The 25,152-nt window shown below is 76.6% G+C and carries 23 protein-coding genes and 1 riboswitch; of the genes, 11 read left to right on the top strand and 12 right to left on the bottom strand.

The annotated features are described in order from the left end of the window. The first annotated feature begins 28 nt into the window (after positions 1–28). The 4 genes from BLS21_RS17090 to BLS21_RS17105 all read left to right on the top strand — a co-directional run bounded on the left by BLS21_RS17090 (position 29) and on the right by BLS21_RS17105 (position 4,797). Entirely contained in the window at positions 29–664 is a 636-nt protein-coding gene (locus tag BLS21_RS17090; protein ID WP_091221157.1) for a flagellar brake protein, read from the top strand. 100 nt (positions 665–764) lie between these two features. Continuing rightward, the gene (locus BLS21_RS17095; RefSeq protein WP_091221160.1) at positions 765–1,424 is read left to right on the top strand and encodes a PilZ domain-containing protein; all 660 of its coding nucleotides are present in this window, start codon (positions 765–767) and stop codon (positions 1,422–1,424) included. Between the two features lie 56 nt (positions 1,425–1,480). Then, positions 1,481–3,178 carry a GTPase family protein gene (locus tag BLS21_RS17100; protein WP_091221163.1) on the top strand — a complete coding sequence of 566 codons (1,698 nt, stop codon included), beginning with the start codon at positions 1,481–1,483 and terminating at the stop codon, positions 3,176–3,178. Further along, positions 3,175–4,797, top strand: a complete 1,623-nt coding sequence (locus tag BLS21_RS17105) for a GTPase (protein WP_091221165.1) — start codon at positions 3,175–3,177, stop codon at positions 4,795–4,797. The genes BLS21_RS17100 and BLS21_RS17105 overlap by 4 nt, the downstream gene beginning before the upstream one ends. Before the next feature lie 99 nt (positions 4,798–4,896). Here BLS21_RS17105 and BLS21_RS17110 read toward each other — a convergent pair whose 3' ends face one another. Beyond that, complete coding sequence (locus BLS21_RS17110) at positions 4,897–5,388, bottom strand: ATP-binding protein (protein WP_245700503.1); 492 nt, start codon at positions 5,386–5,388, stop codon at positions 4,897–4,899. Between the two features lie 154 nt (positions 5,389–5,542). On the opposite strand from BLS21_RS17110, the gene BLS21_RS17115 reads away from it, so the two are divergent. Then, positions 5,543–6,232 carry a GAF and ANTAR domain-containing protein gene (locus tag BLS21_RS17115; protein WP_091221452.1) on the top strand — a complete coding sequence of 230 codons (690 nt, stop codon included), beginning with the start codon at positions 5,543–5,545 and terminating at the stop codon, positions 6,230–6,232. Between the two features lie 135 nt (positions 6,233–6,367). Here the strand turns inward: BLS21_RS17115 and BLS21_RS17120 are convergent, their stop codons facing one another. Together BLS21_RS17120 and BLS21_RS17125 are read right to left on the bottom strand one after the other, a co-directional pair. Further along, positions 6,368–7,312: a nucleoside hydrolase gene (locus BLS21_RS17120; RefSeq protein ID WP_091221168.1), complete on the bottom strand. Its 945-nt coding sequence runs from the start codon at positions 7,310–7,312 to the stop codon at positions 6,368–6,370. 13 nt (positions 7,313–7,325) lie between these two features. Beyond that, positions 7,326–8,675 carry an APC family permease gene (locus BLS21_RS17125; RefSeq protein WP_091221171.1) on the bottom strand — a complete coding sequence of 450 codons (1,350 nt, stop codon included), beginning with the start codon at positions 8,673–8,675 and terminating at the stop codon, positions 7,326–7,328. A gap of 453 nt (positions 8,676–9,128) precedes the next feature. Between BLS21_RS17125 and BLS21_RS17130 the strand changes: the two genes are divergently transcribed. The 4 genes from BLS21_RS17130 (at position 9,129) to BLS21_RS17145 (ending at position 15,033) form a co-directional block, all read left to right on the top strand. Beyond that, entirely contained in the window at positions 9,129–9,701 is a 573-nt protein-coding gene (locus tag BLS21_RS17130) for a hypothetical protein (protein ID WP_139177181.1), read from the top strand. A gap of 761 nt (positions 9,702–10,462) precedes the next feature. After that, positions 10,463–12,520, top strand: a complete 2,058-nt coding sequence (locus tag BLS21_RS17135) for a SpoIIE family protein phosphatase (RefSeq protein ID WP_091221177.1) — start codon at positions 10,463–10,465, stop codon at positions 12,518–12,520. 309 nt (positions 12,521–12,829) lie between these two features. Continuing rightward, positions 12,830–14,074: a zinc metallochaperone AztD gene (gene aztD, locus BLS21_RS17140; RefSeq protein WP_217636174.1), complete on the top strand. Its 1,245-nt coding sequence runs from the start codon at positions 12,830–12,832 to the stop codon at positions 14,072–14,074. A 32-nt stretch (positions 14,075–14,106) separates the two neighbouring features. Further along, complete coding sequence (locus BLS21_RS17145) at positions 14,107–15,033, top strand: metal ABC transporter substrate-binding protein (protein WP_217636175.1); 927 nt, start codon at positions 14,107–14,109, stop codon at positions 15,031–15,033. 46 nt (positions 15,034–15,079) lie between these two features. Here the strand turns inward: BLS21_RS17145 and BLS21_RS17150 are convergent, their stop codons facing one another. From BLS21_RS17150 to BLS21_RS17185, 8 genes are all read right to left on the bottom strand, one after another. After that, on the bottom strand, positions 15,080–17,413 hold the full coding sequence (locus BLS21_RS17150) for a glycoside hydrolase family 65 protein (protein ID WP_091221182.1): 2,334 nt from the start codon (positions 17,411–17,413) through the stop codon (positions 15,080–15,082). A 189-nt stretch (positions 17,414–17,602) separates the two neighbouring features. After that, entirely contained in the window at positions 17,603–18,022 is a 420-nt protein-coding gene (locus BLS21_RS17155) for an ATP-binding protein (RefSeq protein ID WP_091221184.1), read from the bottom strand. 293 nt (positions 18,023–18,315) lie between these two features. Beyond that, positions 18,316–18,639: a DMT family transporter gene (locus BLS21_RS17160; protein ID WP_091221188.1), complete on the bottom strand. Its 324-nt coding sequence runs from the start codon at positions 18,637–18,639 to the stop codon at positions 18,316–18,318. Positions 18,640–18,659: 20 nt separating this feature from the next. Then, positions 18,660–19,235 carry a thiamine phosphate synthase gene (locus BLS21_RS17165; protein ID WP_091221190.1) on the bottom strand — a complete coding sequence of 192 codons (576 nt, stop codon included), beginning with the start codon at positions 19,233–19,235 and terminating at the stop codon, positions 18,660–18,662. Next, positions 19,232–20,044 (bottom strand): thiazole synthase, encoded by an 813-nt coding sequence (locus BLS21_RS17170; RefSeq protein ID WP_091221193.1) that lies wholly within the window; start codon positions 20,042–20,044, stop codon positions 19,232–19,234. Before BLS21_RS17170 ends, BLS21_RS17165 begins: the two co-directional genes overlap by 4 nt. After that, positions 20,045–20,245 carry a sulfur carrier protein ThiS gene (thiS, locus tag BLS21_RS17175; RefSeq protein ID WP_091221195.1) on the bottom strand — a complete coding sequence of 67 codons (201 nt, stop codon included), beginning with the start codon at positions 20,243–20,245 and terminating at the stop codon, positions 20,045–20,047. A 5-nt stretch (positions 20,246–20,250) separates the two neighbouring features. Beyond that, entirely contained in the window at positions 20,251–21,360 is a 1,110-nt protein-coding gene (gene thiO, locus BLS21_RS17180; RefSeq protein ID WP_091221197.1) for a glycine oxidase ThiO, read from the bottom strand. Further along, on the bottom strand, positions 21,357–22,703 hold the full coding sequence (locus tag BLS21_RS17185) for a purine-cytosine permease family protein (protein ID WP_091221200.1): 1,347 nt from the start codon (positions 22,701–22,703) through the stop codon (positions 21,357–21,359). The genes thiO and BLS21_RS17185 overlap by 4 nt, the downstream gene beginning before the upstream one ends. After that, positions 22,693–22,805, bottom strand: a riboswitch (TPP riboswitch). It overlaps the preceding gene by 11 nt. Positions 22,806–22,839: 34 nt before the next feature. Here BLS21_RS17185 and BLS21_RS17190 point away from each other — a divergent pair. Beyond that, on the top strand, positions 22,840–23,439 hold the full coding sequence (locus tag BLS21_RS17190) for a TenA family protein (protein ID WP_091221202.1): 600 nt from the start codon (positions 22,840–22,842) through the stop codon (positions 23,437–23,439). Positions 23,440–23,562: 123 nt separating this feature from the next. Continuing rightward, complete coding sequence (locus BLS21_RS17195; RefSeq protein ID WP_091221205.1) at positions 23,563–24,180, top strand: TenA family protein; 618 nt, start codon at positions 23,563–23,565, stop codon at positions 24,178–24,180. A gap of 86 nt (positions 24,181–24,266) precedes the next feature. Here BLS21_RS17195 and BLS21_RS17200 read toward each other — a convergent pair whose 3' ends face one another. Continuing rightward, complete coding sequence (locus tag BLS21_RS17200) at positions 24,267–25,151, bottom strand: methyltransferase domain-containing protein (RefSeq protein WP_175479608.1); 885 nt, start codon at positions 25,149–25,151, stop codon at positions 24,267–24,269. Position 25,152: the final 1 nt, after the last annotated feature.

Raw genomic sequence — 25,152 nt, forward strand, 5'->3', positions numbered from 1 at the left:
AGCGTCAGGACCGAGCGGGGGGAGCCCGATGGACGCCGTTGGCGCCGTCCGTCCGGAGGTGGACGACGAGGCCGAGGTGACCCCGCGGGAGCACCGCTACCCGGTCAGCACCCGCGTCGAGCAGGTCACCGGCGAGACGGTCGTGGTGCGCCCCTCGGTCGGCGACTTCGCCGACCAGGAGGTCGTCCGGGCCGGTGACCACGTGCAGGTCTTCTGGCGGGACGCCACCGCCGTGTGGGCGCTGCCCGCGCAGGTCGACGTCGTCGAGCGCGGCGCCGTCCCCCGCTGGCACCTGACCGTCCTCGGGCCCGCGGAGTCCATCCAGCGGCGCGAGGCGGTCCGCGCCCGCCTCGCGGTGCCGGTCACCGTGGTGCTCGGCTCGATCGACCTGCAGGGCGAGGTCGTCGACCTCAGCGAGCGCGGCATCCGCGCCGTCCTCGACGCCTCCGGCAGCCCGCCGGTGCCGGGCAGCGTCGTCCCGCTGACCGTGCACCTCGAGGACGGTGACGTCACGGCGCGCGCCGAGGTCGTGTGGCACCACACCCGGGCCGGCCGCTGGGCCGTCTCGCTGCGCTTCCTCGACCTGCCCGAGCGGGAGCAGGACCGGGTCCGCCGCCGGGTGTTCCAGGCGATGCGCGAGGAGCGCGCCCGCCACTCCTCCTGAGGGACCCACCCGGCGCGGACGCTCAAGGTGCGGCGGGATCTGCCGATGTACCAGCGGCGGCTGAACCGAGACGCCGCAGGCACAGAACCGGGAGGTCCCCATGAGCGACGTCGGCGGCGACCGGCCGACCGTAGGCACCGAGGTCCAGTTGACCCCTCTCAGGAAGGGTGTCTCGCTGACCGGGTCGGTCGAGACCGTGGTGGGCGGCACGCTGGCCGACTCGAGACTCGTGGTCCGCCCGGACGCCCCCCAGCTCGCGAAGGCGTGGGCGATCAAGGCCGGCGACCGGGTCGAGGTCTTCTGGCGCGAACTCGGGGTCGGCCTGGCCCTGCCGACCCAGGTCGTGGACGTCTCGTCCGGGGACGACGCCTGCTGGCAGCTGCGGGTGACCGGCCCGGCCGAGCCCAGCCAGCGCCGCCAGGCGGTGCGCGCCGGGGTGCAGGTGCCGATCCGGGTGCACGTCGACGGCACCGACACGGTGGGCGAGACCGCCGACCTCAGCGAGGCCGGCTGCCGCGTCCTGGTCGACGGGTGGGGGCTGCCCCCGGAGCCCGGCCTGCCCGCGGAGATCGCCCTCGACCTGGAGGACGGCGAGCTGATCGCGCCGGCCCGGGTCGTGCGCGTGCTGGTGCGCGGCGCCCGCTGGTACATCTCCCTGGAGCTCAGGGACCCGTCCGAGCAGACGCGGGACCGGCTGCGGCGGCGCGTCTTCGCGGAACTGCGCGCCGAGCGCGCCCGGCGGGCCGACGCCGATGGATGACGTCCCGCAGGGCAGGCTCCGACTAGAAGCCCCACCAGCGGGATAGTCCCCGGGGTGTGACCGTCCCCGCCCGCCTGCCCGAGGCCCTCACCGCCCTGCGGGACGCCGTCGCGGCCGCCCCGCTCGGCCTGGCCACGCCCGGCAGCGAGGCCGCCCGGCGCGCGGCCCGCGGGGTGGTCGAGCAGGTCGACGACTACCTGCTGCCACGGCTGCGCGACCTCGACGCCCCGCTGCTCACCGTCGTCGGCGGCTCGACCGGGGCCGGCAAGTCCACGCTGGTCAACAGCCTCGTCGGCGCCCCGGTCACCACGCCGGGCGTGCTGCGGCCGACCACCCGGGCGCCGGTGCTGGTCTGCGCGCGCACCGACGTCCCCGCCTTCGAGGGCGACCGGGTGCTGCCCGGCCTCGCCCGGGTCACCGGCGGGGCCGGCAGCCCGGGCACGCTGCAGCTGGTGCCGCGGGACGACGTCCCGCCCGGCCTGGCGCTGCTCGACGCCCCCGATGTCGACTCGGTCGTGGAGTCCAACCGCGAGCTGGCCGCCCAGCTGCTGGCCGCCGCCGACCTGTGGGTCTTCGTCACCACCGCGGCCCGCTACGCCGACGCCGTCCCGTGGGACGTGCTGCGGACGGCGCAGGAGCGCGGCACCGCGCTGGCCGTCGTCCTGGACCGGGTGCCGCCGGGCGCTGCCGACGAGATCGCCCCCGACCTCGCCGGGATGCTCGACCGCGCCGGGCTGGCCGGGGTGCGGCTGTTCGTCGTCGAGGAGCGGCCGCTCGTCGACGGCTTCCTCCCGGAGGACCAGGTCGCCCCGCTGCGTGGCTGGCTGCACGCGCTCGCCGCCGACCAGGAGCAGCGGGCCGCCGTCGTCCGGCAGACCCTCACCGGCGCGCTGGCCAGCCTGGAGGACCGGGTGGCGGGCATCGCTGCTGAGGTCGAGCAGCAGGCGCAGGCCGCCCGCGCGCTGCGGGAGGCCGCCGCCGCGTCCTACACCGCCGCCTACGAGGGCATCGACGAGGGCGTGCGCAGCGGCAGCCTGCTGCGCGGCGAGGTCCTGGCCCGCTGGCAGGAGTTCGTCGGCACCGGCGAGTGGATGCGCTCGCTGCAGAGCTCGATCGGCCGGCTGCGCGACCGGGTCTCCGCCGCGATCACCGGCCGCCCCTCACCCGCCGCCGAACTGCAGGGAGCCCTGGAGACCAGCGTCGAGACGCTGCTGCGCGCCGAGGCCGACCGCGCCGCCGAGCGCACGGTCACCGTCTGGCGGGCGCTGCCCGGCGGGCCACCGCTGCTGTCGGCCGCCGACACCGACCTCGACCGGGTCTCGCCGGACTTCTCCGAGGCCGCCGCGGCGCAGGTCCGCGACTGGCAGGGCTACGTGCTCGACCTGGTCCGTGAGGAGGGCGCGGGCAAGCGCACCCAGGCCCGGGTGCTCTCCTGGGGGGTCAACGGCGCCGGTGCCGCGGTCATGGTCGCCGTCTTCGCGCACACCGGCGGGCTCACCGGCGGGGAGGTGGCGGTGGCCGGCGGGACGACGGCGCTGGGCCAGCGGCTGCTGGAGGCGGTGTTCGGCGACGCCGCCGTCCGCTCCCTGGCCGCCCGTGCCCGGGAGGACCTGCAGGCCCGCGTCGACGCGCTGCTGCGCTACGAGCAGGGCCGCTTCGACGCGCTGGTCGACACGGCCGGGCCGGGCCCCGACGCCGCCGCCGAGCTGCGGACCGCCGCGGCCGCGCTGGCCGCGGCCCGGGACCGGGCATGAGGGGACGGACGCCGCCGCTGGCCGACCGGCTGGCGGCGCTGCGCGAGGCCGTCGAGGTCGCCGACGGCCGCCTCGAGGTCCCGGAGCTGGCCCAGGCCCGGACGCTGCTGGCCAAGGCCGGTGCCCGCGAGGCGCTCGGCGACGCCACCGTCGTCGCGCTGGCCGGTGCCACCGGCAGCGGCAAGTCCACGCTGTTCAACGCGCTCTCGGGCAGCGAGGTGAGCACCCCCGGCGTCCGCCGGCCGACCACCGGGGTGGCGCACGCGACCGTGTGGGGCGGCAACGACGACCCCACCCACCCGACCGACCGGCTGCTCGACTGGCTGCAGGTGCCGCGCCGGCACCGGCACGCCCCCGAGCCGGCACTGGACGGCCTGGTGCTGCTGGACCTGCCCGACCACGACAGCGTGCGGCTCGAGCACCGGCTGGAGGTCGACCGGCTGGTGCAGCTGGTCGACGTGCTGGTGTGGGTGCTCGACCCCGAGAAGTACGCCGACGCCGCCGTCCACGAGCGCTACCTGGTCCCGCTGGCCGGGCACGCGGGCGTGCTGCTCGTCGTCCTCAACCAGGTCGACCGGCTCGACCCCGCGGCCGTGCGGGCCTGCCTGACCGACCTGCGCGGCCTGCTCGACCGGGAGGGCCTGGCGGACACGCCACTGCTCGCCGTCTCCGGGCGCACCGGCACCGGTCTCGGCGAGCTGCGTGCCGACCTGGCCCGGCGGGTGTCGGCCCGGCGGGCGGCGACCGACCGGCTCACCGCCGACGTCCGCGGGGTGGCGACGGCGCTGGCGGCGCACTGTGCTGCCGGCTCCCCGGCCCACGGCGGGAGCGGTGTGGGCCGGGCCGAGCGCGAGCAGCTCACCGATGCGCTGGCCGAGGCGGCCGGGGTGCCCGCGGTCACCGCCGCCGTCGAGCGGTCCGTGCGCCGCAGCGGGACGGCGGCCACCGGCTGGCCGCTGGTGCGCTGGACGCGGAAGCTGCGCCCGGACCCGCTCGAGCGGCTGCACCTGGGACAGGGCGCGGACGACGACGGGGCGGTGGTGGCCCGCACGTCGCTGCCGGCCGCGGGCGCGGTGCAGCGGGCCGGGGTGACCCGGGCGGTGCGCGCGGCGCGGGAGGCCGCGGGGGAGGGCCTGCCCGAGGCGTGGCGCGACGAGCTGCGGCGGACCGTCGAGGTGTCGGAGGAACGGCTGGCCGACCGGCTCGACCAGGCCGTCGCCGGCACCGACCTCGGTCCGCAGCGCACCCCGCTGTGGCAGCGCGCGGTGGGCGGGCTGCAGTGGCTGCTCACCCTGGTCGCGCTGGCGGGCGCGCTGTGGCTGCTGGCGCTGGTGGTCCTCGGCTTCTTCCAGCTCGACGACGTCGTCCCGCTGCCCCGGGTGGAGGGGCTGCCGCTGCCCACGCTGCTGCTGGTCGGCGGGTTGCTGGCCGGGGCGCTGCTGGCGCTGGTCGCCCGGCCACTGGTGGGGCTCCGGGCACGTCGGCGCGCGCGGCGGGCCGAGCAGCGGCTCCACGCGGCGGTGGACGTCGTCGCGCAGGAGGAGGTGCTGGCCCCGATGGCCGAGGTCCGCGAGGACCACGACCGCTACTGCGCCGCCGTGACCAGAGCACGTAAGTAGTCGGCTCCGGGTCCCCCGGCCGGGACACGGGCTGGGGCTCAACGCCCGTCGGGACGGCACCTGGCCGCGGTGCGATCCGGAGGATCGCGATGTCACGGCTCAGTCGCGGTGGTGCTCTCCGGCGCGCGGCTCGGGCACGGAACCGGTCTCCAGGGGGGCCAGGCCGTTGGGCAGCATCGCCCAGACGTGCTTGCGGCCCGGGCGGCTCTCCCAGCCGTAGTCGGTGGACAGCTGCGCCACCAGGTGCAGCCCCATGCCGCCGAGCGCCGGGTCGCGGTCGACGGCGGGGACCGGCGGGCGGTCGGGTGCCTCGTCGCTGAGGTCGAGCAGCCAGCCGTCGGTGCCCGCGACGACGAGCGCGCGCACCGCGCCGCCGCCGTGCCGCAGCGCGTTGGACGCCAGCTCCTCGAACACCAGCAGCAGCCCGTCGCGGGCGTCGTCGGTGGACGTCGAGCAGACCGACGGGTGGGCGACGCGTGCCCGCAGGTCGGCCCGGACGCGGGAGACGACGTGCATCGCCTCGAGCTGCCAGTGCCACACGTCGCCCGCGAGGGACGGCACGGGTGCGTGCGGCCACGGCTCCTGGCCCAAGGCAACCTCCTCCGCCGTCGCTGGGCGATCAGGTCGGGGTGGACCCACCACCGACCCGCTCTCCCATCCTGACCGAAAGGCCCGTTTCCCGCAGCGGCGGCCCCCGGAGGGTCGTCTCCGGCTCCCTACGGCGTGCGTGGGGCAGACTGGCCGCGTGCAGGAGCTGTGGCGGGCCCTGAGCCAGGTGGCGCTGGCCGACAGGAGTCTCGACGACGTCCTCGGGGAGGTCACCGACATCGCCGCCCGCAGCATCCCCGGTGCCGAGGCCACCTCGATCACCCTGGTCCGCGGGGACAAGGCCTTCACCGCCGCGCACACCGGTGAGATGGCGCTGGCCGCCGACGAGCTGCAGTACGAGCGCGGCTACGGGCCCTGCATGGACGCCGGCCGGGCCGGCGTGGTGCTGCGGGTCGACGACATGCGCACCGAGCAGCGCTGGCGCGAGTACACCGCCCGGGTGCTCGAGGTCGGCGTCCGGAGCTCGCTGTCGATGCCGCTGCCCTACCAGGGCAGCTCGATCGGCGCGCTGAACATCTACTCCACCCAGCCGGCGGCCTTCGCCTCGCAGGACTCGGAGGAGGCGGCGACCGCGGTGGCCGAGGCCGTCGCGGTCCTGGTGGCCAACGCCGACGCGCACGACCGGCTGGGCGCGCACGCCCACAACATGCGGCTGGCGATGGAGTCGCGTGCGGTGATTGAGCAGGCCAAGGGCGTGCTGATGGCCCAGCAGGGGGTCGACGCCGAGCAGGCGTTCGAGGTCATGCGGGACGCATCGCAGCGCTACAACCGCAAGCTGCGCGACATCGCCCGCGGCATCGTCGAGTCCACCCAGCGGCGCCAGTAGGAGGACCGCCCCCCACGCCTCGTGGGAGGACCCCTGCGGAGAACCCTCCTCCCCACCCCTCGCAGGCTCGGGACGGGGCCTCGCGGCGAGCCTCGGGACGGGGCCGGCGGGGCCCTGGAGGGCGGCCGGTCTGCCTCAGTTCCGCGGGTTCAGCCCCTCCAGCCGGCTGACGAGGAACTCCACCGCCGCGGCGCTGTCCACGGTCTCCGCCACCTCGACCGCGGTGGGGGACGACGAGACGCTGCGCCGGTCGACCAGCGTCTGCCCGCGGCCGGCGCCCAGGGTGGTGTCGACGACGACGTCCCGCCGCACGGTGCCCAGCGTGCCGGGCGCGATCGCCTCGGTCAGCGCCAGCGCGTCGTGCAGCACGACGCCGGTCGTGCCGTAGCTGGTGCGGGCGTGGTCGACGTACTGCTGCAGGATCGCCGCGGCGGTCGCCCCGACCGGCCCGGCCGCGGCGAACCGGGCGATGCCGTCGGCGTCGAGCACGGTCGGCAGCGTGACGTCCAGGCCGACCAGCACGGTGGGGACGCCGGAGCCGAGCACCCGCTGGGCGGCCTCCGGGTCGGCCCACACGTTGAACTCCGCGGCCGCGGTGACGTTGCCGCCGCGCGCGGCCGAGCCGCCCATCAGCACCAGCCGGCCGATCCGCTCGGCGGCCTCGGGGTAGGTGGCCAGCAGCAGCGCGACGTTCGTCCACGGGCCGATCGCGGCCACCGTCACCGGCGTCTCCGCGGCCAGCAGCACCTCGGCCATCGCGACCACCGCCGGGCGCGGGTCCGGAGCGGCCGGCGAGGGCTCCAGCCGGACGCCGCCCAGGCCGGTCTCGCCGTGCACGTGGCCGGCCCGCTCGGGCTGCCGGTAGACCAGCGAGTCGCGGGCCCCGGCGGCCACCGGGACGTCGGAGCGCCCGGCCAGGTGCAGCACCCGCAGCGCGTTGTCGGTGGTCTGCGCCAGCTCGACGTTGCCGTGCACCGTGGTGACCAGCCGCAGGTCGACCTCCGGGCTGGCCAGCGCCAGCAGGATGGCCAGGGCGTCGTCGATGCCGGGGTCGGTGTCGATCACGAGGGGGGTCGCCACGGGCCCGATCCTGTCAGCCGCGCGGAGCGCCCCCGGCGGCGCTCGGCCGACGTCCCGCCAGCCGGGTGACCAGGTACAGCACGACGCCGGCCAGCAGCAGCAGCGCGGCCAGACCCCAGACCTGCGCCTCCTGCTGCCACAGGAGCAGCAGGCAGGAGGCGATGCCGAGCACCGGCAGCACCGTCGGGGCGCGGAAGTGCTCGGTCGCCACGGAGTCGCGGCGCAGCACCAGCACCGCGGTGTTCGTGCTGAGGAAGACGAACAGCAGCAGGAGCACCACGGTGTTGGCCAGCGTGGACAGGTCGCCGACGAGGGTCAGCGCCATCGCGACCAGGGTGGTGACGGCGATCGCCACCCACGGCGTCCGGCGGTTCGGCAGCACCCGGCCGAGGACGCCGGGCAGCAGCCGTTGCTCGGCCATCCCGTACGTCATCCGGCTGGCCATGATCATGGTGAGCAGCGCGCCGTTGGCCACCGCGACGAGGGCCACCGCGCTGAACAGCCAGTCGGGGACCCCGGCGTCCGCGGCGCGCACCACCTCCAGCAGCGGGCCGGAGGACGCGGCGAGTTCCTCCGGGGGCAGCACCACCGAGGCCGCCAGGCCGACCAGCACGTAGACCACTCCGGCGGTGAGCAGCGCACCGAACAGCGCCCGTGGGTAGACCCGGCGCACGTCGCGCACCTCCTCGGCGAGGTTGGCCGAGGTCTCGAAGCCGACGAAGGAGTAGTAGGCCAGCAGCGCGGCGGCGAGCACCGCCGAGGTCGGGGCGACCCCGGGCGGGAACTCCACGGTGCGCCCCAGGTCGCCGTCCCCCCGGCCCAGCACCACCGCACCGAGGACGACGACGAGCACCAGCCCGGACACCTCGACGAGCGTCATCACCAGGTTGGCGCTCAGCGACTCGCGGATGCCGCGGGCGTTGAGCAGCGCCACCAGCAGCAGGAACACCAGTGCGGCCGGCGTCGCGGGCACGTCGAGGAAGACGCCGAGGTAGTCGCCGGCGAAGGCCAGCGCCAGCCCGGCCGCGCTGGTCACGCCGGCGGCGAGCATGGAGAAGCCCACGAGGAACGCGACGAGCGGCTGCCGGAAGGCTCGCTCGGCGTACACGGCCGACCCGCCGGCGCGCGGGTACTTGGTGGCCAGCTCCGCGTAGGACGCCGCGGTGAGCAGGGCCAGCAGCAGCGCGACGAGCAGCGGCACCCAGATCGCCCCGCCCACCTCCGCGGCCACCTGACCGGCCAGCGCGTAGACGCCGGCGCCGAGGACGTCACCGAGGACGAACAGGAACAGCAGCGGCCCGGTGACGGCGCGGCGCAGCCGGGTGTCCGTCCGGTCGGCGGGTGGTGCGGCCCGGTCTGTCACCGGTCGAGTCTCAGCAGGGCCGCACGGCCCGGCAACTCAGCGGACCGGGGGGTCCGGTACCTCGACACGCCGGGCGCGTCGGGACGCGTCCGGAGGTGACCGGTGCCCTGACCAGCGCGTTCCACGCTCAGGATCGGTGATCTTGTCGACAAGCGGTCGCCCGGGAGAGCGGGTCACCGTCCGCCGCGGGACGCCGTCGCAACGGTTCGGTCACGCGCCCTCCGGGAGGTGTCGCAGGAGGCCGTCGCGCGGGGGCGTCGTCCCTACCGTTCTCCCTGTCCGCAGCGATCGCGGCACCGACCTGAGGAGAACGTCATGGCGAACGACCGGGCAGTGGCTCCGCGTCCGTCGCGCTCGGCTGACGACCTGCGGGAGGACCCGCCTGCCCCCCGCTACTCGCAGGCTCGCAGCGGGACCCTGCAGGCGGGCCACGTGCGGCGCGGGTCGCGGCCCGTGCACCGCACCGGTGCAGCGCGCCGGCCGGCCGCCGTCCGCCCCGTCCCGGTGCCCGCGGCGCGCCCCCGGCCGCTGCCCCTGGCGCCGGCCCCCGCACCGGTCTGGACCGCGCCGGCCCCGGCTCCCGCGCCCCGCCGGGGCCTGCGGGCGCGGGTGCGCGGCCTGGTCCGCCGGCTCGCGCTCTGGGGCGCCGGCCCCGACGGCGCGCACCTCGCCTGGGGACGCCCGGCCGCGCCGGCCCCCCGCCCCGACGACCCGGTCGTGCTCACCGAGCTGCCGAACACCCCCACGGTCCAGCCCGCGGCGCCTTCCCCCGCCGCGGCGCTGTCCCCCGCCGCGGCGCTGTCCCCCGCCGCGGGGCTGTCCCCGGCCCGGGTCCCCCGGCCGGCCGCCCGCCCCCGCGTCCCGGTGGTCGCCCCGCTCGCCCGGCAGCTGCCGGCACCGCGGCCTGCCCCCGCACCGAGGACCGCGCAGGGAGGCCGCCCGCCGGCAGCCGCCCGGGCCTCCGCCCCGGCCCGGAGCCGGGGCGATCCGCGACCCCCTCCGGCCCGCGGGCAGCCACCCGGCTGAGAAAAGACCCCGTCCTCCCCACCCCTCGCACGCTCGGGGCGGGACCCGAGACGGGGCCGCTCTCAGGACGGACGCCGTCCCCCGCTCCGCCTCCCGGCACCGGCCGTCGCCCCCTCCGGCGGCCGCAGCCCGGTGGTCTCCGCTCCTCCCGACCGACCCCGCAACCGCTCCTGGCTGTCCCCTCCGACGGTGCTCCCCGTCGCCCCAGACGTCGCTGCTCCACCGGTACCCGCCTCGACCCCCCGCCGACTGCGCCCCCGAGCGCAGCGCGCGGACCCTCCAGGGAGGCGGCGACCGCAGCGCGGCACGGCTGGCCGGCGACGCGGTCCGTCCGACGGGACGACAGGTCCGCGCCGGTACCCGTCCCCCGGGTCTCTGACCGGCACCGACCTGGCCCGGCGCCGTGGCGGGCGGCGTGCCCGGCCGCAGCCGGCCCGGGAGTCGACCGCAGGAGACGACCCGCAGCCGGGAGCCGGTGCGCCGCAGGACGCGCTCGTCGCGCCGGACACCGCCGCTCCCCCCGCCGACGGCGGGCGCCCTCCCGGCCCGGGGCGCCCGCCGTCGGCGTCCGTGCCTCCCCACCGCCACCCGTGGCCCCTGGTCCGCGCAGGGCGCAGTTGTCACTTCCGGCACAAGGGGTGGCCGCGGTGGCTCCGGGCGTGAGACAAAGAGAGCACCGCGCGTCCCGGGTGCTCCCACGGGGCTAGTGGACGACAGTCCTGACGTCCGTGCCTGCCCCCGAGGATGCGAGTGAGTCGACCGTGAACCTGGATCGGACGCCGGCGGAGACCGGGGATCCCGACCCGGAGGCCGCGGTCACCCGCCTGCGCTTCGACCTGGCCATCGACGCGGCCGGGATCGGCAGCTTCGACTGGGACCTGGTGACCGGTCGGCTGGAGTGGGACGACCGGCTGCTGGAGATCTTCGGCTACGACCGGGCCAGCTGGCCGGGGACCATCGAGGCCTTCGTCGAGCGTCTCCACCCCGACGACGCGACCCGCACCCTCCAGGCGCTGCGGCACGCCATCGACACCCAGGGGGAGTACGACGCGGAGTTCCGGGTCGTCCTGCCCACCGGCGAGACGCGCTGGGTGCAGGGCCGGGGCCGGGCGCTGGCCGACGAGGCCGGGAAGTCCGTGCGCCTGCTGGGGGCGGGGTACGACACGACCGAGCACCGCCAGGCGGACGCCCGGGTGGCGCGGGTGCTCGAGTCGATGAACGCCGCGTTCTTCGCCCTCGACCGGGACTGGCGGTTCACCTACGTCAACGGCGAGGCCGAGCGGGTGCTGCAGCGCTCGCGCGGCGACCTGCTGGGCGGCGACATCTGGGCGCTGTTCCCCGCCGCCATGGGCAGCGACTTCGAGGCGCACTACCGCGGTGCGGCGGCCACCGGGCGCGAGCGGGTCTTCGAGGCCTACTACCCGGCGCCGCTGGACGCCTGGTACGAGGTCCGGGCGTGGCCGGGCCCCGACGGGCTGTCGGTCTACTTCCTCGACGTCACCGAGCGCCGGGCCGCCGAGGAGCGGGCCCGCGCCAGCGCCGCCCGGCTCGCCCTCATCGCCGAGGCCGGTGCGGTCACCGGCGAGACGCTGGGCTCCGGTGCGGGGGAGGACGCCGCGCTGCAGCGGCTGGCCGAGGCCGTCGTCCCCGTGCTGGGGGACTGGGTGATCGTCAGCCTCGCCGGCGCCGACGGCCGGATGCGCGACGTCGGCAGCTGGCACGTCGACCCGGCGCAGCGGGCGACCGTCGCGCGCTACGCCGGGCTGCGCCTGGCGGCGCTGCCGCCGGACGCACCGATCATGCGGGCGCTGGCCTCGGGCCGGACGCTGACCGTCGCCGACGTCGGCGCGGCCGTCGGGCGCACCCTGCCCCCCGGCGAGGTCAGCGACGTCTTCTGGGCCCTCGACCCGCGGACGGCGGTGACGCTGCCGCTCGTCGCCCGTGGCCGCACCCTTGGCGCGCTGAGCACCTACCGCTCCGCCGGGCGGCCGGCCGCGGACGACGACGACGTCGCCACGGCCCAGGAGGTGGCGGCGCGCGTCGCGCTGGCGCTGGACAACGCCCGCCTCTACGAGCAGCAGCGCCGCCTGGCCGAGGGCTTGCAGCGCAGCCTGCTCAGCGCCCCGCCGGCGCCGGACGCCGCGGAGATCGTCGTCCGCTACCGGCCGGCGGTGGAGGTCGCCCAGGTCGGCGGCGACTGGTACGACGCGTTCGTCCAGCCCTCCGGGACGACGATGCTGGTGATCGGCGACGTCGTCGGCCACGACACCGAGGCCGCCGCGGCGATGGGGCAGCTGCGCGGGCTGCTGCGCGGCACCGCCTACCGCGACGGCGTCGGCCCGGCGCAGGTGCTCAGCGACCTCGACGCCGCCATGCAGGGGCTGGGCATGCGCACGATGGCGACCGCGGCGGTGGCGCGGGTCGAGCAGAGCCCCGAGCAGCGGGACGCCGGGCTGACCACGCTGCGCTGGTCGAACGCCGGGCACCCGCCACCGCTGGTGCTGCACACCGACGGCCGGGTGGAGGCGCTCGCGGCCGAGCGGCCGGACCTGATGCTGGGCGTCGACCCGGCCACGTCGCGGTCGGAGAGCGTGCTGACCGTGCGCCGGGGGTCGACCCTGCTGCTCTACACCGACGGGCTGGTGGAGGGCCGCGACCTGCCGCTGGACGAGGGCATCGGCCGGCTGAGCGCCGCGCTGGCCGAGCTCGGCGACCAGCCGCTGGAGCAGCTCTGCGACGCGGTCATCGAGCGGCTGCGCCCGGAGCGGCTGCAGGACGACATCGCGCTGGTCGCCATCCGGCTGCACCCGCAGGGCTGAGCCGGTCGGTCCGGCTCGGGCTGTCGTCCGTGGTGTGCGCGAGCGGCGCATCCCGGCCGCCCGACGCGCCGCAGGCGCACACCGCTCCACCCAGATGAGATCGGCGCAGGCCGGGAGCGCACTCCACAGGTTCCGATCGCCGGCCCGTGCACGCGCGGCCGACCGCCCGCACCCCGCGTGCACCGAGCTGTGCACAGCCCGCTTAATGCGAATGATTCTCGTTATTGCTAGCGTCTCGGCGACCCCCTCTCCCTCCCGGAAGGAGTGGGCGGGCCGGACCCGCCCGTACCGACGATGCCGCGCACCCCCGTGTCCCACCGTCCCCTCGCCGCCGGCCTGGCCCTGCCACTGCTGCTCACCGCCTGTGCGTCCGGGACGGGCGGCCCCTCCGCCGCGACCGCCGGGACCCCGGCTGCCGAGCCGGCACCCCCCTCCGACGTGCAGGAGGTGGCCGCGAGCACCCCGCGGCTGGCGCTCACGCACGACGGGGGAGTGCGGGTCCTCGACGCGACCACGCTCGAGACCGTCGCCGACCTGCCGCTCGACGGCTTCAACCGGCTCAACGGCGCCGGAGACGGCCGCCACCTGCTGGTGAGCACGCAGGGCGGCTTCCGCGTCCTGGACGCCGGTACGTGGACCGAGCCGCACGGCGACCACGGCCACCACTACACGTCCTCCCCTCGGCTCACCGACGTGCTCCACCCGGCTGAGGAACCCGGGCACGTCGTCGCACACGACGGGCGCACCGCCCTGTTCGACGACGGCACCGGCGAGGTCGTCGTCCTCGACAGCGACGCGGTCGCCGACGGTCCGGACGGCGCCCGGCGGCTGACCACGCCCTCGCCGCACCACGGCGTGGCGGTGGCGCTGGCCGACGGCACCCTGGTCGTGTCCGAGGGCACCGAGGACGAGCGCACCGGCATCCGCGTGCTCGACGCCGCCGGGGAGGAGATCGCGTCGTCCGACGGCTGCCCGGGCGTGCACGGCGAGGCGGTCGCCGCCGACGACGCCGTGGTCATCGGCTGCGAGGACGGGGCGCTCGTCCACGCCGACGGGCAGATCCGGGAGGTGCAGAGCCCCGACGCCTACGGCCGCATCGGCAACCAGGCCGGCAGCGAGGCCTCCCCGGTGGTGCTCGGCGACTACAAGACCGACCCCGACGCCGAGCTCGAGCGCCCGACCCGGGTCGCGCTGGTCGACACCCGGACGGCGCAGCTGCGGCTGGTCGACCTGCCCGCGTCCTACTCGTTCCGCTCCCTCGGTCGCGGCGAGGACGGCGAGGCGCTGGTGCTCGGCACGGACGGCGCGCTCCACGTCATCGACCCCGAGACCGGCGCCCTCGAGCGCTCGGTCCCGGTGGTCGCGCCGTGGGAGGAGCCGCTGGAGTGGCAGCAGCCGCGCCCGGCGCTGCACGTGCTCGACGGCACCGCCTACGTCACCGAGCCGGCGACCCGTGAGGTCCACGCGGTCGACGTGGTGACCGGCGAGGTGTGGCGGTCCGCCGACGTCGGCGTCCTGCCCGACGAGCTCGCCGGCGTGACCGGCGACGAGTGAGCCCCGCGCCCGCCTCTCCAGGAGGAGGTCCCGTGACCGCCCGTCCCGCTCCGGTCCTGCGCTGCTGGACCACCGCCTGCTGCGCTGTGCTCGCGACCGTCGCGTGCTCCGGGGACCCCGGTGCGGACACCGCCGGAGTGGAGGTCGTCGCCTCCGGCTACCCGCTGGAGTACGTCGCCGAGCGGGTCGGGCAGGGGCACGTCACGGTCGAGGGACTGGTACCGCCCGGCGGCGACAGCCACCAGGTCGAGCTCACCCCCCGACAGGTCGGCCGGCTCGGGGAGGTCGACGTCGTCGTGCACCTCTCCGGCCTGCAGCCGTCCACCGACGCAGCGCTGGAGCAGCACGGCCCCGCACGCGTGGTCGACGCCGCCGACGTCGTCGACCTCGGCGTGGCGCCCGGCCGACCGGCCGGCGCCGCGCGCGCGGAGGCGCCGGACCCGCACTTCTGGCTCGATCCCACGCGTCTGGCGGCGGTCGCCCGCGCCGTCTCCGACGAGTTCGCGGCGGTCGACCCCGAGCACGCCGGGGACTACGCCGCGGCGGCAGCGGCCCTGGGGACCGAGCTCGCCGAGTTGGACTCGGCGTACCAGGAGGGGTTGGCCGGCTGTCGGGGACGCACCCTGGTGACCTCGCACGAGGCCTTCGGCTACCTCGCGGAGCGCTACGGCCTGGTGCAGGTGGGGATCGCCGGCCTCGATCCCGCGGTCGAGCCCTCACCTGCCCGGTTGCGCGACGTCGTCGAGGTGGTGGAGGGCCGCGACGTGCGGACGGTGTTCTTCGAGGTGTCCACCGGTCCCGGCCTGGCCCGCGCCCTCGCCGAGGACCTCGGCCTGCGCACCGGGGTGCTCGACCCGGTGGAGCGCGCCCCGGCGGCGGGCGAGGACTACTCGAGCACCATGCGGGCCAACCTGCGGGCGCTGCAGCAGGGGCTGGACTGCCTACCCGCCGGCGGCTGACGACAGCGGTCCGGGCCGGAGGAGCGCCCGCGGTCGAGGCGGACCCTCACGTGCGTGGTTCGCGGCCGACCGGCTGCCTCGGCTCGTCGAGCAACGGGGTGGGGGCACGGAGCGGCACGGAGACGGGGGCGGCGGCCGTGACCGACAGCCGGGCGCCGTCCACGACGACGGTCACCGGCTCCTCGCCGCGCACCAGCGTGACCGTGGTGCCCCTCCGCGTCGTCTCCACGCGCAGCAGCCGGCCGCGCCAGGTGAGGGAGTAGGCGGTGCGCGAGAGCGACGACGGCAGCAGCGGCGCGAGCTCGAGGTCCTCGTGGTCCTCCCGCAGGCCGCCGAGACCGGCGACGAACGCCAGCCACGCCCCGCCCACGGCGGCCAGGTGCAGGCCGTTCGAGGTGTCGCCCCGGACGTCGCGCAGGTCCACGAGGGCCGCCTCCCGCAGGTAGCGCAGGGCGAGGTCGGGGTGCTGGGCCTGGGCGCACACGACGGCCTGGACGGCGGCCGAGAGCGAGGAGTCCCGGACGGTGCGCGCCTCGTAGTAGTCGACGTCGCGCGCCACCTCCTCGGCCGTGAACTCGTCGCGGCACCACCACAGCGCCTGGACCAGGTCGGCCTGCTTGAGCACCTGCCGCCGGTAGAAGTCGGCGTAGTGGTGGTGCTCCTGCACCGGGTAGTGGTCGCGCTCGTCCTCGAAGGGCCACTCCCGGTAGGTCGTGAAGTTGTCGTTCGTCGGGTGCACGCGCAGGCGCTCGTCCCACGGGACGTGCACGGCATCCGCCGCGGACCGCCAGGCGGCGGTCTCGGCGTCGTCCACGCCCAGCTCCGACGCGCGCTCCGGCAGCCTCTCGCACGCATCGGCGGCCCACCGGAGGTTGCGCCGGGCCATGAGGTTGGTGAAGACGTTGTCGTCGACGACCCCCGTGTACTCGTCCGGCCCGGTCATGCCGAACAGGTGCCAGGCGCCGGCCGCGTCCTCGTGGCCCGCCGAGACCCACGACCGCGCCGTCTCGACGAGCACCGCGAGACCCCCGAGGGAGTCGAGGTCCCTGCCGGTGACGTTCTGGTGGAGCCAGAAGGCGCGGGCGATGTCGGCGTTGACGTGCATCGCGGCCGTGCTCGCCGGCCAGTACGCGGAGACCTCGCGGCCGCTGATCGTGCGCCACGCGAAGCACGCGCCCGCCAGACCCAGGGTCCGGGCCCGCTCCCGCGCGAGGTCGAGCGTGGCGGCGCGCCACCGCAGCAGCCGTGCCGCCGCGTCCGGGCGGAGCAGCGTGAGGGCGGGCACGACGAACCCCTCGACGTCCCAGAAGGTGTGGCCGCTGTACCCGATCCCGGTCAGTCCCTTGGCGCCGACGGGAGCACCCGAGATGCAGGCGGCGGAGGAGAACAGCTGGAAGACGGTGTAGCGCAGCGCCTGCTGCAGCTCGGGGTCGCCGTCGACCTCGACGTCCGCCGTCGCCCACAGCTCGTCGAGCGCGGCCCGCTGGCCGGCGAGCAGACCCTCCCACCCGAGGTCGAAGGCGGAGCTCACGGCCGCCGACGCCTCGGCGAGGACGGAGTCGGACCCGGCGTCGTGCGACCAGCTGTACCCGACGACCTTGACGACCGTGACGCCCTCGCCGGGGCGCAGGTCGGCGGCGACCGTCGTGACGACGTGCTGCTCGTCGACGCGCGTGGTCACCCGGCCGCCGTCGACCTCGTGACCGACCGCGGCCGCGACCGTGATGCCCGACCGGCGGGTCCGTTCCACGAGGGCGCCACCGCTCGCGTTGCCGATCTGGGCGCGCGGCTCGAAGGCCTCGTCCAGGCACTCCGCGACGCGCGGGTCGTCGTTGTCCACGCCCGCGGGTGTGACCTCGCCGGCGGCCAGCTCGGACCGGACGACGACGTGCGCGGGCCCGTCCAGGACGCGGACCTCGTACCGCACCGCGCAGACCGACCGCTCGACCAGGGAGACCAGCCGCCGCGAGGACACCTCCACCGACGTGCCCGTCGGCGTCGTCCAGCGCACGCGGCGGTCGAGCGTGCCGGCGCGCAGGTCCAGCGTGCGTTCGTGGACGTCCAGCCGGAACTCGCGCATGTCGAGCGGGACCCCGTCGACCAGCAGGCGCAGCGGCGTGCCGTCGGCGACGGTGAGCATCGCCTGCCCCTCCCCGGGCTGCCCGTAGCCGCCCTCGGGATAGGACAGCGGGTGCGTCTCGTAGACCCCGGAGAGGTAGGTGCCGCGCATGCCGAAGGGCTCGACCTCGTCGAGCGTCCCCCGGACCCCGACGTAGCCGTTCGCGAGACCGAAGAGCGACTCGGCGACGCCGAGCGTCTCGGGATCTACGTGCGGCTCGCGGACCAGCCACGGGTCGGTGTCGAGGGTCGGGGCGCTCACGTGCGGTCCTCGTCTGCGTCGTCCGGGAACGGGACGGACGCACGGGGCCGGCGTCCCGCCTCCTGTCCTACCGGTCGGCGCACCCGGGCGCGATCCGGGACGGCGGGGTCCGGGCCGGGACGCGGGCAGCGGCTCAGGTCGGGTCGGGGACGGCTCCTGGCCGCGGTGCGGTCCGGTGGGACCGCGATGTCACCGCAGCACGGCCCAGACGTGCTTGGCGCCGGCGGTGACGTACCAGCCGTGGTCGGTGGCCAGCTCGGCGATGAGGTAGAGCCCGAGCCCGCCCTCGCTGGGGTCGCGGTTCACGGCGGGGGCGGGCGGGGTGCCCGGCGCGCCGTCGCGGACCTCGATCAGCCAGGCGTTCGCCAGTGGGCGCACCGTGGCGCGGACCCGGCCGCCGCCGTGCCGCAGTGCGTTGGAGGCCATCTCGTCGAGGGCCAGGACCAGCCGGTCACGCAGGTCGGCCTGGTGCGGGCCGTCGAGGTGGGCCCGCACCTCGGCGCGGACGACGGGCAGCTCGGCGACGCTCTCGAGGTCCCAGGCGAAGTGCTCGGGGGCCGCGGGCGGTCGTGCGGACGGCCACAGCTGCCGGGCCGTCTCGCCTGTCACGCCGTGGTCCCCTCACGTGCTCGTCCCGCCCGGAGGCGCCCCCTGGCCTCGCCCGTTGGGCGCGGCCGACCGTCGGCTCGCGAGCGAGTCGAACACCTGCGTATGGGTCAGCGCAGGCGGTCTCAAACATCGTGAGGCAGCTGTCACACCCCGGCCGGCGCAGGGGTGTCGCGGCGACCAGCCAGGACTGCTGAGCGAGGACGGCCTGGACACCCGCGCGCTGCTCGTCGTCGCCGTCGCCGTCGACCCCGTGCTGCCCGGCCTGGACCGCCTCGCTCGTCCCCTCCGAGGGCTCAGTGCGTGCTGCCCCCCAGGTTCAGCAGCACGACGCCGGCCACGACCAGCACCAGCCCGAGGAACTGCCAGGGGGACAGGGACTGGCCCAGGAACGTGGCGCCGATCGCGGCCACCGCGGCGGTGCCCGCGCCGGACCAGACCGCGTACGCGACGCCGACCGGCATGGTCTCCACCACCTGGGCGAGCAGCACGAACGACAGCGCGTACCCGGCGAGCACGACGAGGGTGGGCACGGGCACGGTGAAGCCGTTCGTGCGGGGCAGCAGCGAGGTCGCGGCGACCTCGCTGGCGATGGCACAGGCCAGCAGGACGTAGGGCACCCGGCGATCGTGCCCCGGGGTCAGCGGAGGGCCGCCAGGTAGTCCCGGACGACGGACGGGTCGCGCATCACCGGCCCCATCACGGCCACCCCGGCGGCGCCGGCGGCCAGCAGCTCGGGCACGTGCTCGGGCAGCACGCCGCCGAGCGCGTAGGCCGGCGGGCCCTGCGGCCGCAGGCGGGCGAACCCGTCGGCGCCGAGGGCCGGGCCGTAGCCGGGCTTGGACGGGGTGGGGAACACGGGGGAGAGGAAGGCCCAGTCGCAGCCCTCGGTGCGCGCCTGCGCCAGCTCGGCGGCGGAGTGGCAGGAGCGACCGACCAGCGCCGGGCGCGGGTCGGGGAACGGCTCGGCCGCAGCGAGGTGGACGGCGGGGTGGCCGGGGCCGGCGACCGGCCCGGCCGTGACCAGCAGCCCGCCCACCCGGTCGAGCACGGTGCGGAGGCCGGCGGCGAGGGCCGCGCGCTCGGCGTCCGGCAGGTCGCGGTCGCGCAGCAGGACCGCCCGGGCCCCGGCGGCGACGGCCTCGGCCACCACGTCGGCCAGCGGCCCGGCGGCCTGCGTCCGGTCGGTGACGACGAGCAGCCGGGGCAGCGTCACAGCTCCGGCAGGCCCTCGAAGGAGGTGGAGGCCTCGGCGTGCCAGCGGCGCGGGATCCGGCCGGCGAGCTTCGCCAGCCGGCCACCCTCGACCGCCTGCCGCATGGCCAGCGCCATCCGCTCGGGGTCGCGCGCGCGGGTCACCGCGGAGGCCAGCAGCACCGCGTCGCAGCCGAGCTCCATCGCCAGCGCGGCGTCCGAGGCGGTGCCGATGCCGGCGTCCAGCACCACCGGGACGTCGACGCCCTCCCGCAGCAGCGCGATGTTGTGCGGGTTGCGGATGCCCAGCCCGCTGCCGATCGGCGAGCCCAGCGGCATGACCGCGGCGCACCCGGAGTCGGCCAGCCGGCGACCGAGGACGGGGTCGTCGGTGGTGTAGGCGAGCACGGTGAAGTCGTCGGCGACCAGCTGCTCGGCGGCGTCGAGCAGTTCGACGGCGTCGGGCAGCAGGGTGTGCTCGTCGCCGATCACCTCGAGCTTCACCCAGGACGTGCCGAACGCCTCGCGGGCCAGTCGCGCGGTGAGCACGGCCTCGCGGGCGGTGCGGCAGCCGGCGGTGTTGGGCAGCAGCCGCACGCCGCAGCGGTCGAGCACCTCGAGCATCGAGGCACTCGACGACGCCTCCACCCGGCGCAGCGCCACCGTGACCAGCTGGGTGCCCGAGGCCCGCACCGCCGCCTCGAGGGTCTCGAGGTCCGGCACGCCGCCGGTGCCGAGCAGCAACCGGGAGGTGAAGGTCTCGCCGGCGATCACGAACGCGTCGGTGGCCTCCTCGCGGGCGAGGGCGGGAGCCAGGTCGGACGTGGTCATTCAGCCTCCTGCGGTCGGGGCGAGGACCTCGAGGGTGTCGCCGGGGGAGAGGTGCGTCGCCGGCCAGCTGCTGCGGGGGACGACGTCCCCGTTCAGCGCCACCGCGACCCGGTCGTGCGCGCCGCTGCGTGCGGCGACCAGGTCGGCGACGGTGGCGTCCGCGGCCAGCTGGGTGTCCTCGCCGTTGACGGTGACCTGCATGACGGTTACCTCCCGAAGCGGTCGGCGGTGAAGGGAGCGGCGAGCTCGGGCAGCCTGCCCGTGGCCAGCAGCTCGGCGGTCACCTCGGCGGTGACCGGGGTGAGCAGCACGCCGTTGCGGTGGTGCCCGGTGGCCAGCACCAGGCCCGGCAGCGGGCCGGGACCCAGGAGCGGGGCGTTGTCCGGCGTGCCCGGGCGCCACCGGGCCAGCGTCTCGACCAGCTCCAGCTCGCTGATCCCGGGGACGACGTCGATCGCGTCGTGCAGCAGGTCGTGGACCCCGCCCGCGGTGACGGTCGGGTCGAACCCGCGGTCCTCGGTCGTCGCGCCGACGATGAGCCGGTCGCCCGCGTAGGGCACCAGGTAGACGGGCCGGCCGCGGACCAGCGCGCGCACCGTGCCCTCGAGCAGGTCGCTCGCGCCGGCCAGCCGCAGGATCTGGCCCTTCACCGGGCGCACCGGCAGCGCCGGGACCCCGGGCAGGCGGCCGCTGTGCGCGCCGAGCGCCAGGACGACGGTGCCGGCCGCCACCGTGCCGCCGTCCGCCGTCTCCAGGCCCGCCGCCCGGCCGCCGACGACGCGCAGCTCGGTGACCCGGTCGCGCACCAGGCGCACGCCGGCGTCCAGCGCGGCGACCAGCAGCGCGGCGTGCAGGGCCCGGCCGTCGACGGAGTGGTCGCCGGCGACGAGCAGCCCGCCGCGCACCCGGGGGGTGAGCGAGGGCTCGCGGCGGCGGGCCTCCCGCGGGGTGAGCCGCTCGGCGTCCAGGCCCAGCTCCCGTTGGAAGGCGTGCAGCGCGGCGAGCTCGCGGACGTCGTCCTCGTCGAAGCCGACGACGAGCGTGCCCGCCGTGCGCAGTCCGACCGGGGTGCCGCTGGCCCGCTCGACCTCCGCGGCGAAGGCGGGCCAGCGCTCGACCGAGGCCAGGCCCAGCCGCAGCAGCGCCTCCTCGCGGTAGCCGGCCTCGGTGACCGGGGCGAGCATCCCGGCCGCGGCGGCCGACGCGCCGGTACCGGGGGAGTCGTCGACGACGGTGACCGAGAGCCCACGCCTGGCCGCCTGCCAGGCCGTGGCCAGCCCGATGAGCCCCCCGCCGGCGACCACGACGTCGCTCATGCCGGCAGTCTCCGCCGGTGCAGCCACCCCGGCAGGCAGATCAGCGCGGTGAGCAGCACCGCGACACCCAGGCCCACCAGCGACGCCGACCAGCCGTTGGCCGGGTCGATGCCGAGGTCGGCCTGGCGGGCGGTCCACCACGCCGTCCAGCCGGCGCCGGGGCCCGCGAAGTAGGTGGGCAGCGTGAGCTGGTAGGCGAGGAAGCCGGCGAGCCACGGCAGCAGGAGCAGCGGCCGGGCGGGGGCGGTGTCGGAGGTGTCCCAGGCGCCGCGGGGGGTGGTGGAGTAGGCGACGGCGAAGACGCCGACCAGTGGGACGAACACCGCGCCGATGAGGAAGAGGAACGGCTCGTAGGCGGCGATGTCGAAGGTCAGCGCCAGCAGCGTCGCGACGGTGCCGACGGCCAGCGCGAGCAGCCGGCGGTCGGCGCGGGCGACGAGGTTCTGGGTCGAGATCGCGGTGGAGTAGACGTTGGCGAAGGCCTCGTCGAGCTCGACGGCGACCAGCACGAGCACCGCCACGGCGCCGAGTGGGACGGCGAGCAGCGCGTCGATGACGTCGAGCCCGGAGCTGCCGTAGGCGGCCAGCGCCAGGACGCCGAGGGTGAACATCGCGACGGTGGCCAGGCCGTAGCCGAGCGAGGCCCCGGTGAACGCCGCCCGGCCGCTGCGCGCGTGCCGCGTGTAGTCGGCGACCAGCGGGAACCAGGAGATCGGCAGGGCGATGACGATGTCCGCCGCCGTCCAGAAGGACGTCGCCGCGCCGTTCGCCAGCGGCGGCAGCGGCTCGGCGAGCACCTCGACGAAGAGGTAGACGACCGCGGCCAGCGCCGCCCAGACGGCGTAGCGGGCCAGCACCCGGGCCACGCCGAGCGGGCGCAGCGCCATCGCGGTGGCCAGTCCGCCGGCGACCAGCACGAACGGCCAGCGCGGCGCGTCGAGCACCCGCGACGCGGCCTCGGCGATGATCACGATCTCGAAGGTCGCCCAGCCGACGCACTGCACGAGGTTGAGCGCGGTGGGCAGCGCGGAGGCGCGGCGGCCGAGCAGCCCGCGCAGCAGCACCATCGTCGGCACCCGCTCCCGCGCGCCGGCCGCGGCGGCCAGCCCGAGGAGGACCGCGCCGATCGCGGCGCCGACGACGATCGCGCCGAGCGTCGTCGACAGCGGCCGGCCCGGGAGGACGACGAACACCGCGGCGACCGGCAGCAGCAGGCTGACGCCGAGGTTGGCCCACAGGCCGAAGGAGTCGCGCAGGCCCAGCGTGGTGGCGGGGGCCTGGTCGAGGGTGAGGGGCGCGTCCGCGGTGGGCGCGCTGGTGCGGACGTCGTCCGACGTGCTCATGGTCGCTCCCTACGCCGGCATTACCCGGTCAGGTTCCAGCGGTCGGCGACGCGTCGAGTCGCCCTCTCAGCCCGGTCCGCCCGAGCTCCCGCACATGGCGCTGCCCACAGTAACCCCGACGCGTACGGTCGCCGCCGTGCCGGTCACCGACCTCCCGTCCCGCCATCCCGACGCCTGGCGGGCAGCGACCCGCCACGCGTTCCTCGGCGCCGTGCGCGACGGGACGATCCCGGTCGCCGCCTTCGACACCTGGCTGGTGCAGGACGCGCGCTTCGTCGCCGACCTGCTGCGCTTCCAGGCCCGGCTGCTGGCCCGCGTCCCCCGGCCGGCGCAGGCCGTCCTCGCCGGCGGGCTGGTCGCGCTCGTCGACGAGCTGGCCTGGTTCGAGGAGCAGGCCGCCCTCCGCGGGCTGGACCTCGGCACGCCCGCGTTGCCGGCCACCGCCGCCTACGCGGAGCTGCTCGGGCGGCTCGACGACGCCGACGTCGGGACGGCGCTGACCGCGCTGTGGACGATCGAGCGCACCTACCTCGACGCCTGGTCGCACGCGCGGCCCGGCGCGGAGGGGTACCACGCCTTCGTCGAGCACTGGACGCAGCCCGGGTTCGCCGACTACGTCGCCGGCCTGGAGGCGGCGGCGGACGGCGTCCCCGCACCCGACGCCGACGCGGTGTTCACCGAGGTGGTCGCCGCCGAGACTGCCTTCTGGGCGATGGCGCAGGACTCGGCGTGGTGAGCATGGCGCAGGACTCGGCGCGGTGAGCATGGCGCAGGACTCGGCGTGGTGAGCATGGCGCAGGACTCGGCGCGGTGAGCATGGCGCAGGACTGGGCGCGGTGAGCATGGCGGTGGAGGCGGCGTGACGATCTCCACGGACCTCTGGGAGGCCAACGCCGACCTGGCCGCGGCGGCGCTGGCGCACCCGTTCGTCGCGGGCATCGGCGACGGCACGCTGCCCCGGGAGCGCTTCGCCGGCTACGTCGCCCAGGACGCCTTCTTCCTCGAGTCCTTCGCCCGCGCCTACGCCCTCGGTGTCGCGCACAGCCCCGACCGGGCCACCCTCGACGCCTTCGCCGACCTGCTGGTCGGCGTCCGCGAGGAGCTGCGGCTGCACGCCGGCTACGCCGCTCGCTGGGGCATCGACCTCGCCGGCGTCGAGCCGCTGCCGGCGACCACCGCCTACACCGACTTCCTGCTGGCCACGGCGTCCCTCGGCGGGGTCGGCGCCACCTGCGCCGCGATGACCCCGTGCATGCGGCTCTACGCGCACCTGGGCCGGTCGCTGTCGGCCGAGCGCGCCGGGGACTACGCCGAGTGGGTCACCACCTACGCCGACCCGGGCTTCGAGGAACTCGCCGCCGGCCTGGAGCGGCTGCTCGACCGGCACGGCTCCGACGTCCCCGCAGTGCGGACGGCGTACCGGCGGGCGATGCAGCTGGAGGTCGGCTTCTTCGACGCCGCCTGGCGCGGGGTCTGACCCTCCGGTTCCACGTGGAACCAGCGGCGTGCACCGGACGGCCCCGCGGAGCAGGTGGGAGGGGCGCGGGGCAGTGAGCTCGCCCCTCACCGGGTGGGCGTGCGCCCCCAGGCGAGGAAGAAGAGGTCGGGGACGACCAGCGTCTCGGGCGTGGTGAGGTGGCGCCGAGCCGCTGCGTCCAGCTCCTCGAGCTCGCCCTCGTCGGCCAGGCCCAGGCCCAGGATCGGCGCGCGCAGCGAGCCGACCAGGTCGGCGAGGGCGGTCCGCCGGGAGTGCCCCGGGGGACACACCGGAGCCCGGACCTCGACGGTGACGTCGGCCAGCCCTGCCTGGCGGTACAGCTCGGCCAGGCGGCGACCGAGGTGGGGATCAGCGCCCGCACGGGCCAGGGCACGGGTGAGCAGGTCGAAGAGCCGGTCGACGGCGGGGTGCGGCGGATGGCAGACCGGGTGGTCGGCATCGGGCTCCATGCCGACCACCCAGCCGCCCGGCCGGGCCAGCCGGACCAGTTCGGTGAGCACATCTGCCGGCTGCGGCAGTCCGATCAGCAGGGTCCGGGTGTGGACCACGTCGAACGTGGCGGACGGCAGGCCGGTGTGCTGCGCGTCCGCGCAGACCAGCGCCACGTTGCCCCAACCGCGGCCCGCGGCGAGACCCGCCGCGAGCTCGATCAGGGCCGGATCGGAGTCCAGCCCCACGACCCGCCCGGTCGGGCCGACGCGCTCCACCAGCAGCTCGAGGGCGCCACGGGGGCCGCAGCCGACGTCGATCGCCTGCTGTCCCGGCCCCAGTGCCGTGCGCTCGAGCAGGACCCGGCTCAGCGGTGCCAGCTCCTCGGCCTGCCTCTGCAGCCGCGCGGTCTCCCCGCGGCTGCGACCCACCGCGAACGCGGTGTCGGTGGCAGCGTGCGGCTGCCCGGACTCGTGGCCGGACCAGGCCGCACCTGGTCCGGCCCCCACGGACTCGGGCATG

It is taken from the genome of Geodermatophilus siccatus (assembly GCF_900103785.1).
GTDB classification, from domain to species: domain Bacteria; phylum Actinomycetota; class Actinomycetes; order Mycobacteriales; family Geodermatophilaceae; genus Geodermatophilus; species Geodermatophilus siccatus.

Coding starts and splice junctions, on each gene's coding strand:
- BLS21_RS17090 (WP_091221157.1), top strand. CDS start 29: ATGGACGCCGTTGGCGCCGTCCGTCCGGAGGTGGACGACGAGGCCGAG.
- BLS21_RS17095 (WP_091221160.1), top strand. CDS start 765: ATGAGCGACGTCGGCGGCGACCGGCCGACCGTAGGCACCGAGGTCCAG.
- BLS21_RS17105 (WP_091221165.1), top strand. CDS start 3,175: ATGAGGGGACGGACGCCGCCGCTGGCCGACCGGCTGGCGGCGCTGCGC.
- BLS21_RS17170 (WP_091221193.1), bottom strand. CDS start 20,044: ATGACCACGTCCGACCTGGCTCCCGCCCTCGCCCGCGAGGAGGCCACC.
- thiS (WP_091221195.1), bottom strand. CDS start 20,245: ATGCAGGTCACCGTCAACGGCGAGGACACCCAGCTGGCCGCGGACGCC.
- thiO (WP_091221197.1), bottom strand. CDS start 21,360: ATGAGCGACGTCGTGGTCGCCGGCGGGGGGCTCATCGGGCTGGCCACG.
- BLS21_RS17185 (WP_091221200.1), bottom strand. CDS start 22,703: ATGAGCACGTCGGACGACGTCCGCACCAGCGCGCCCACCGCGGACGCG.
- BLS21_RS17200 (WP_175479608.1), bottom strand. CDS start 25,151: ATGCCCGAGTCCGTGGGGGCCGGACCAGGTGCGGCCTGGTCCGGCCAC.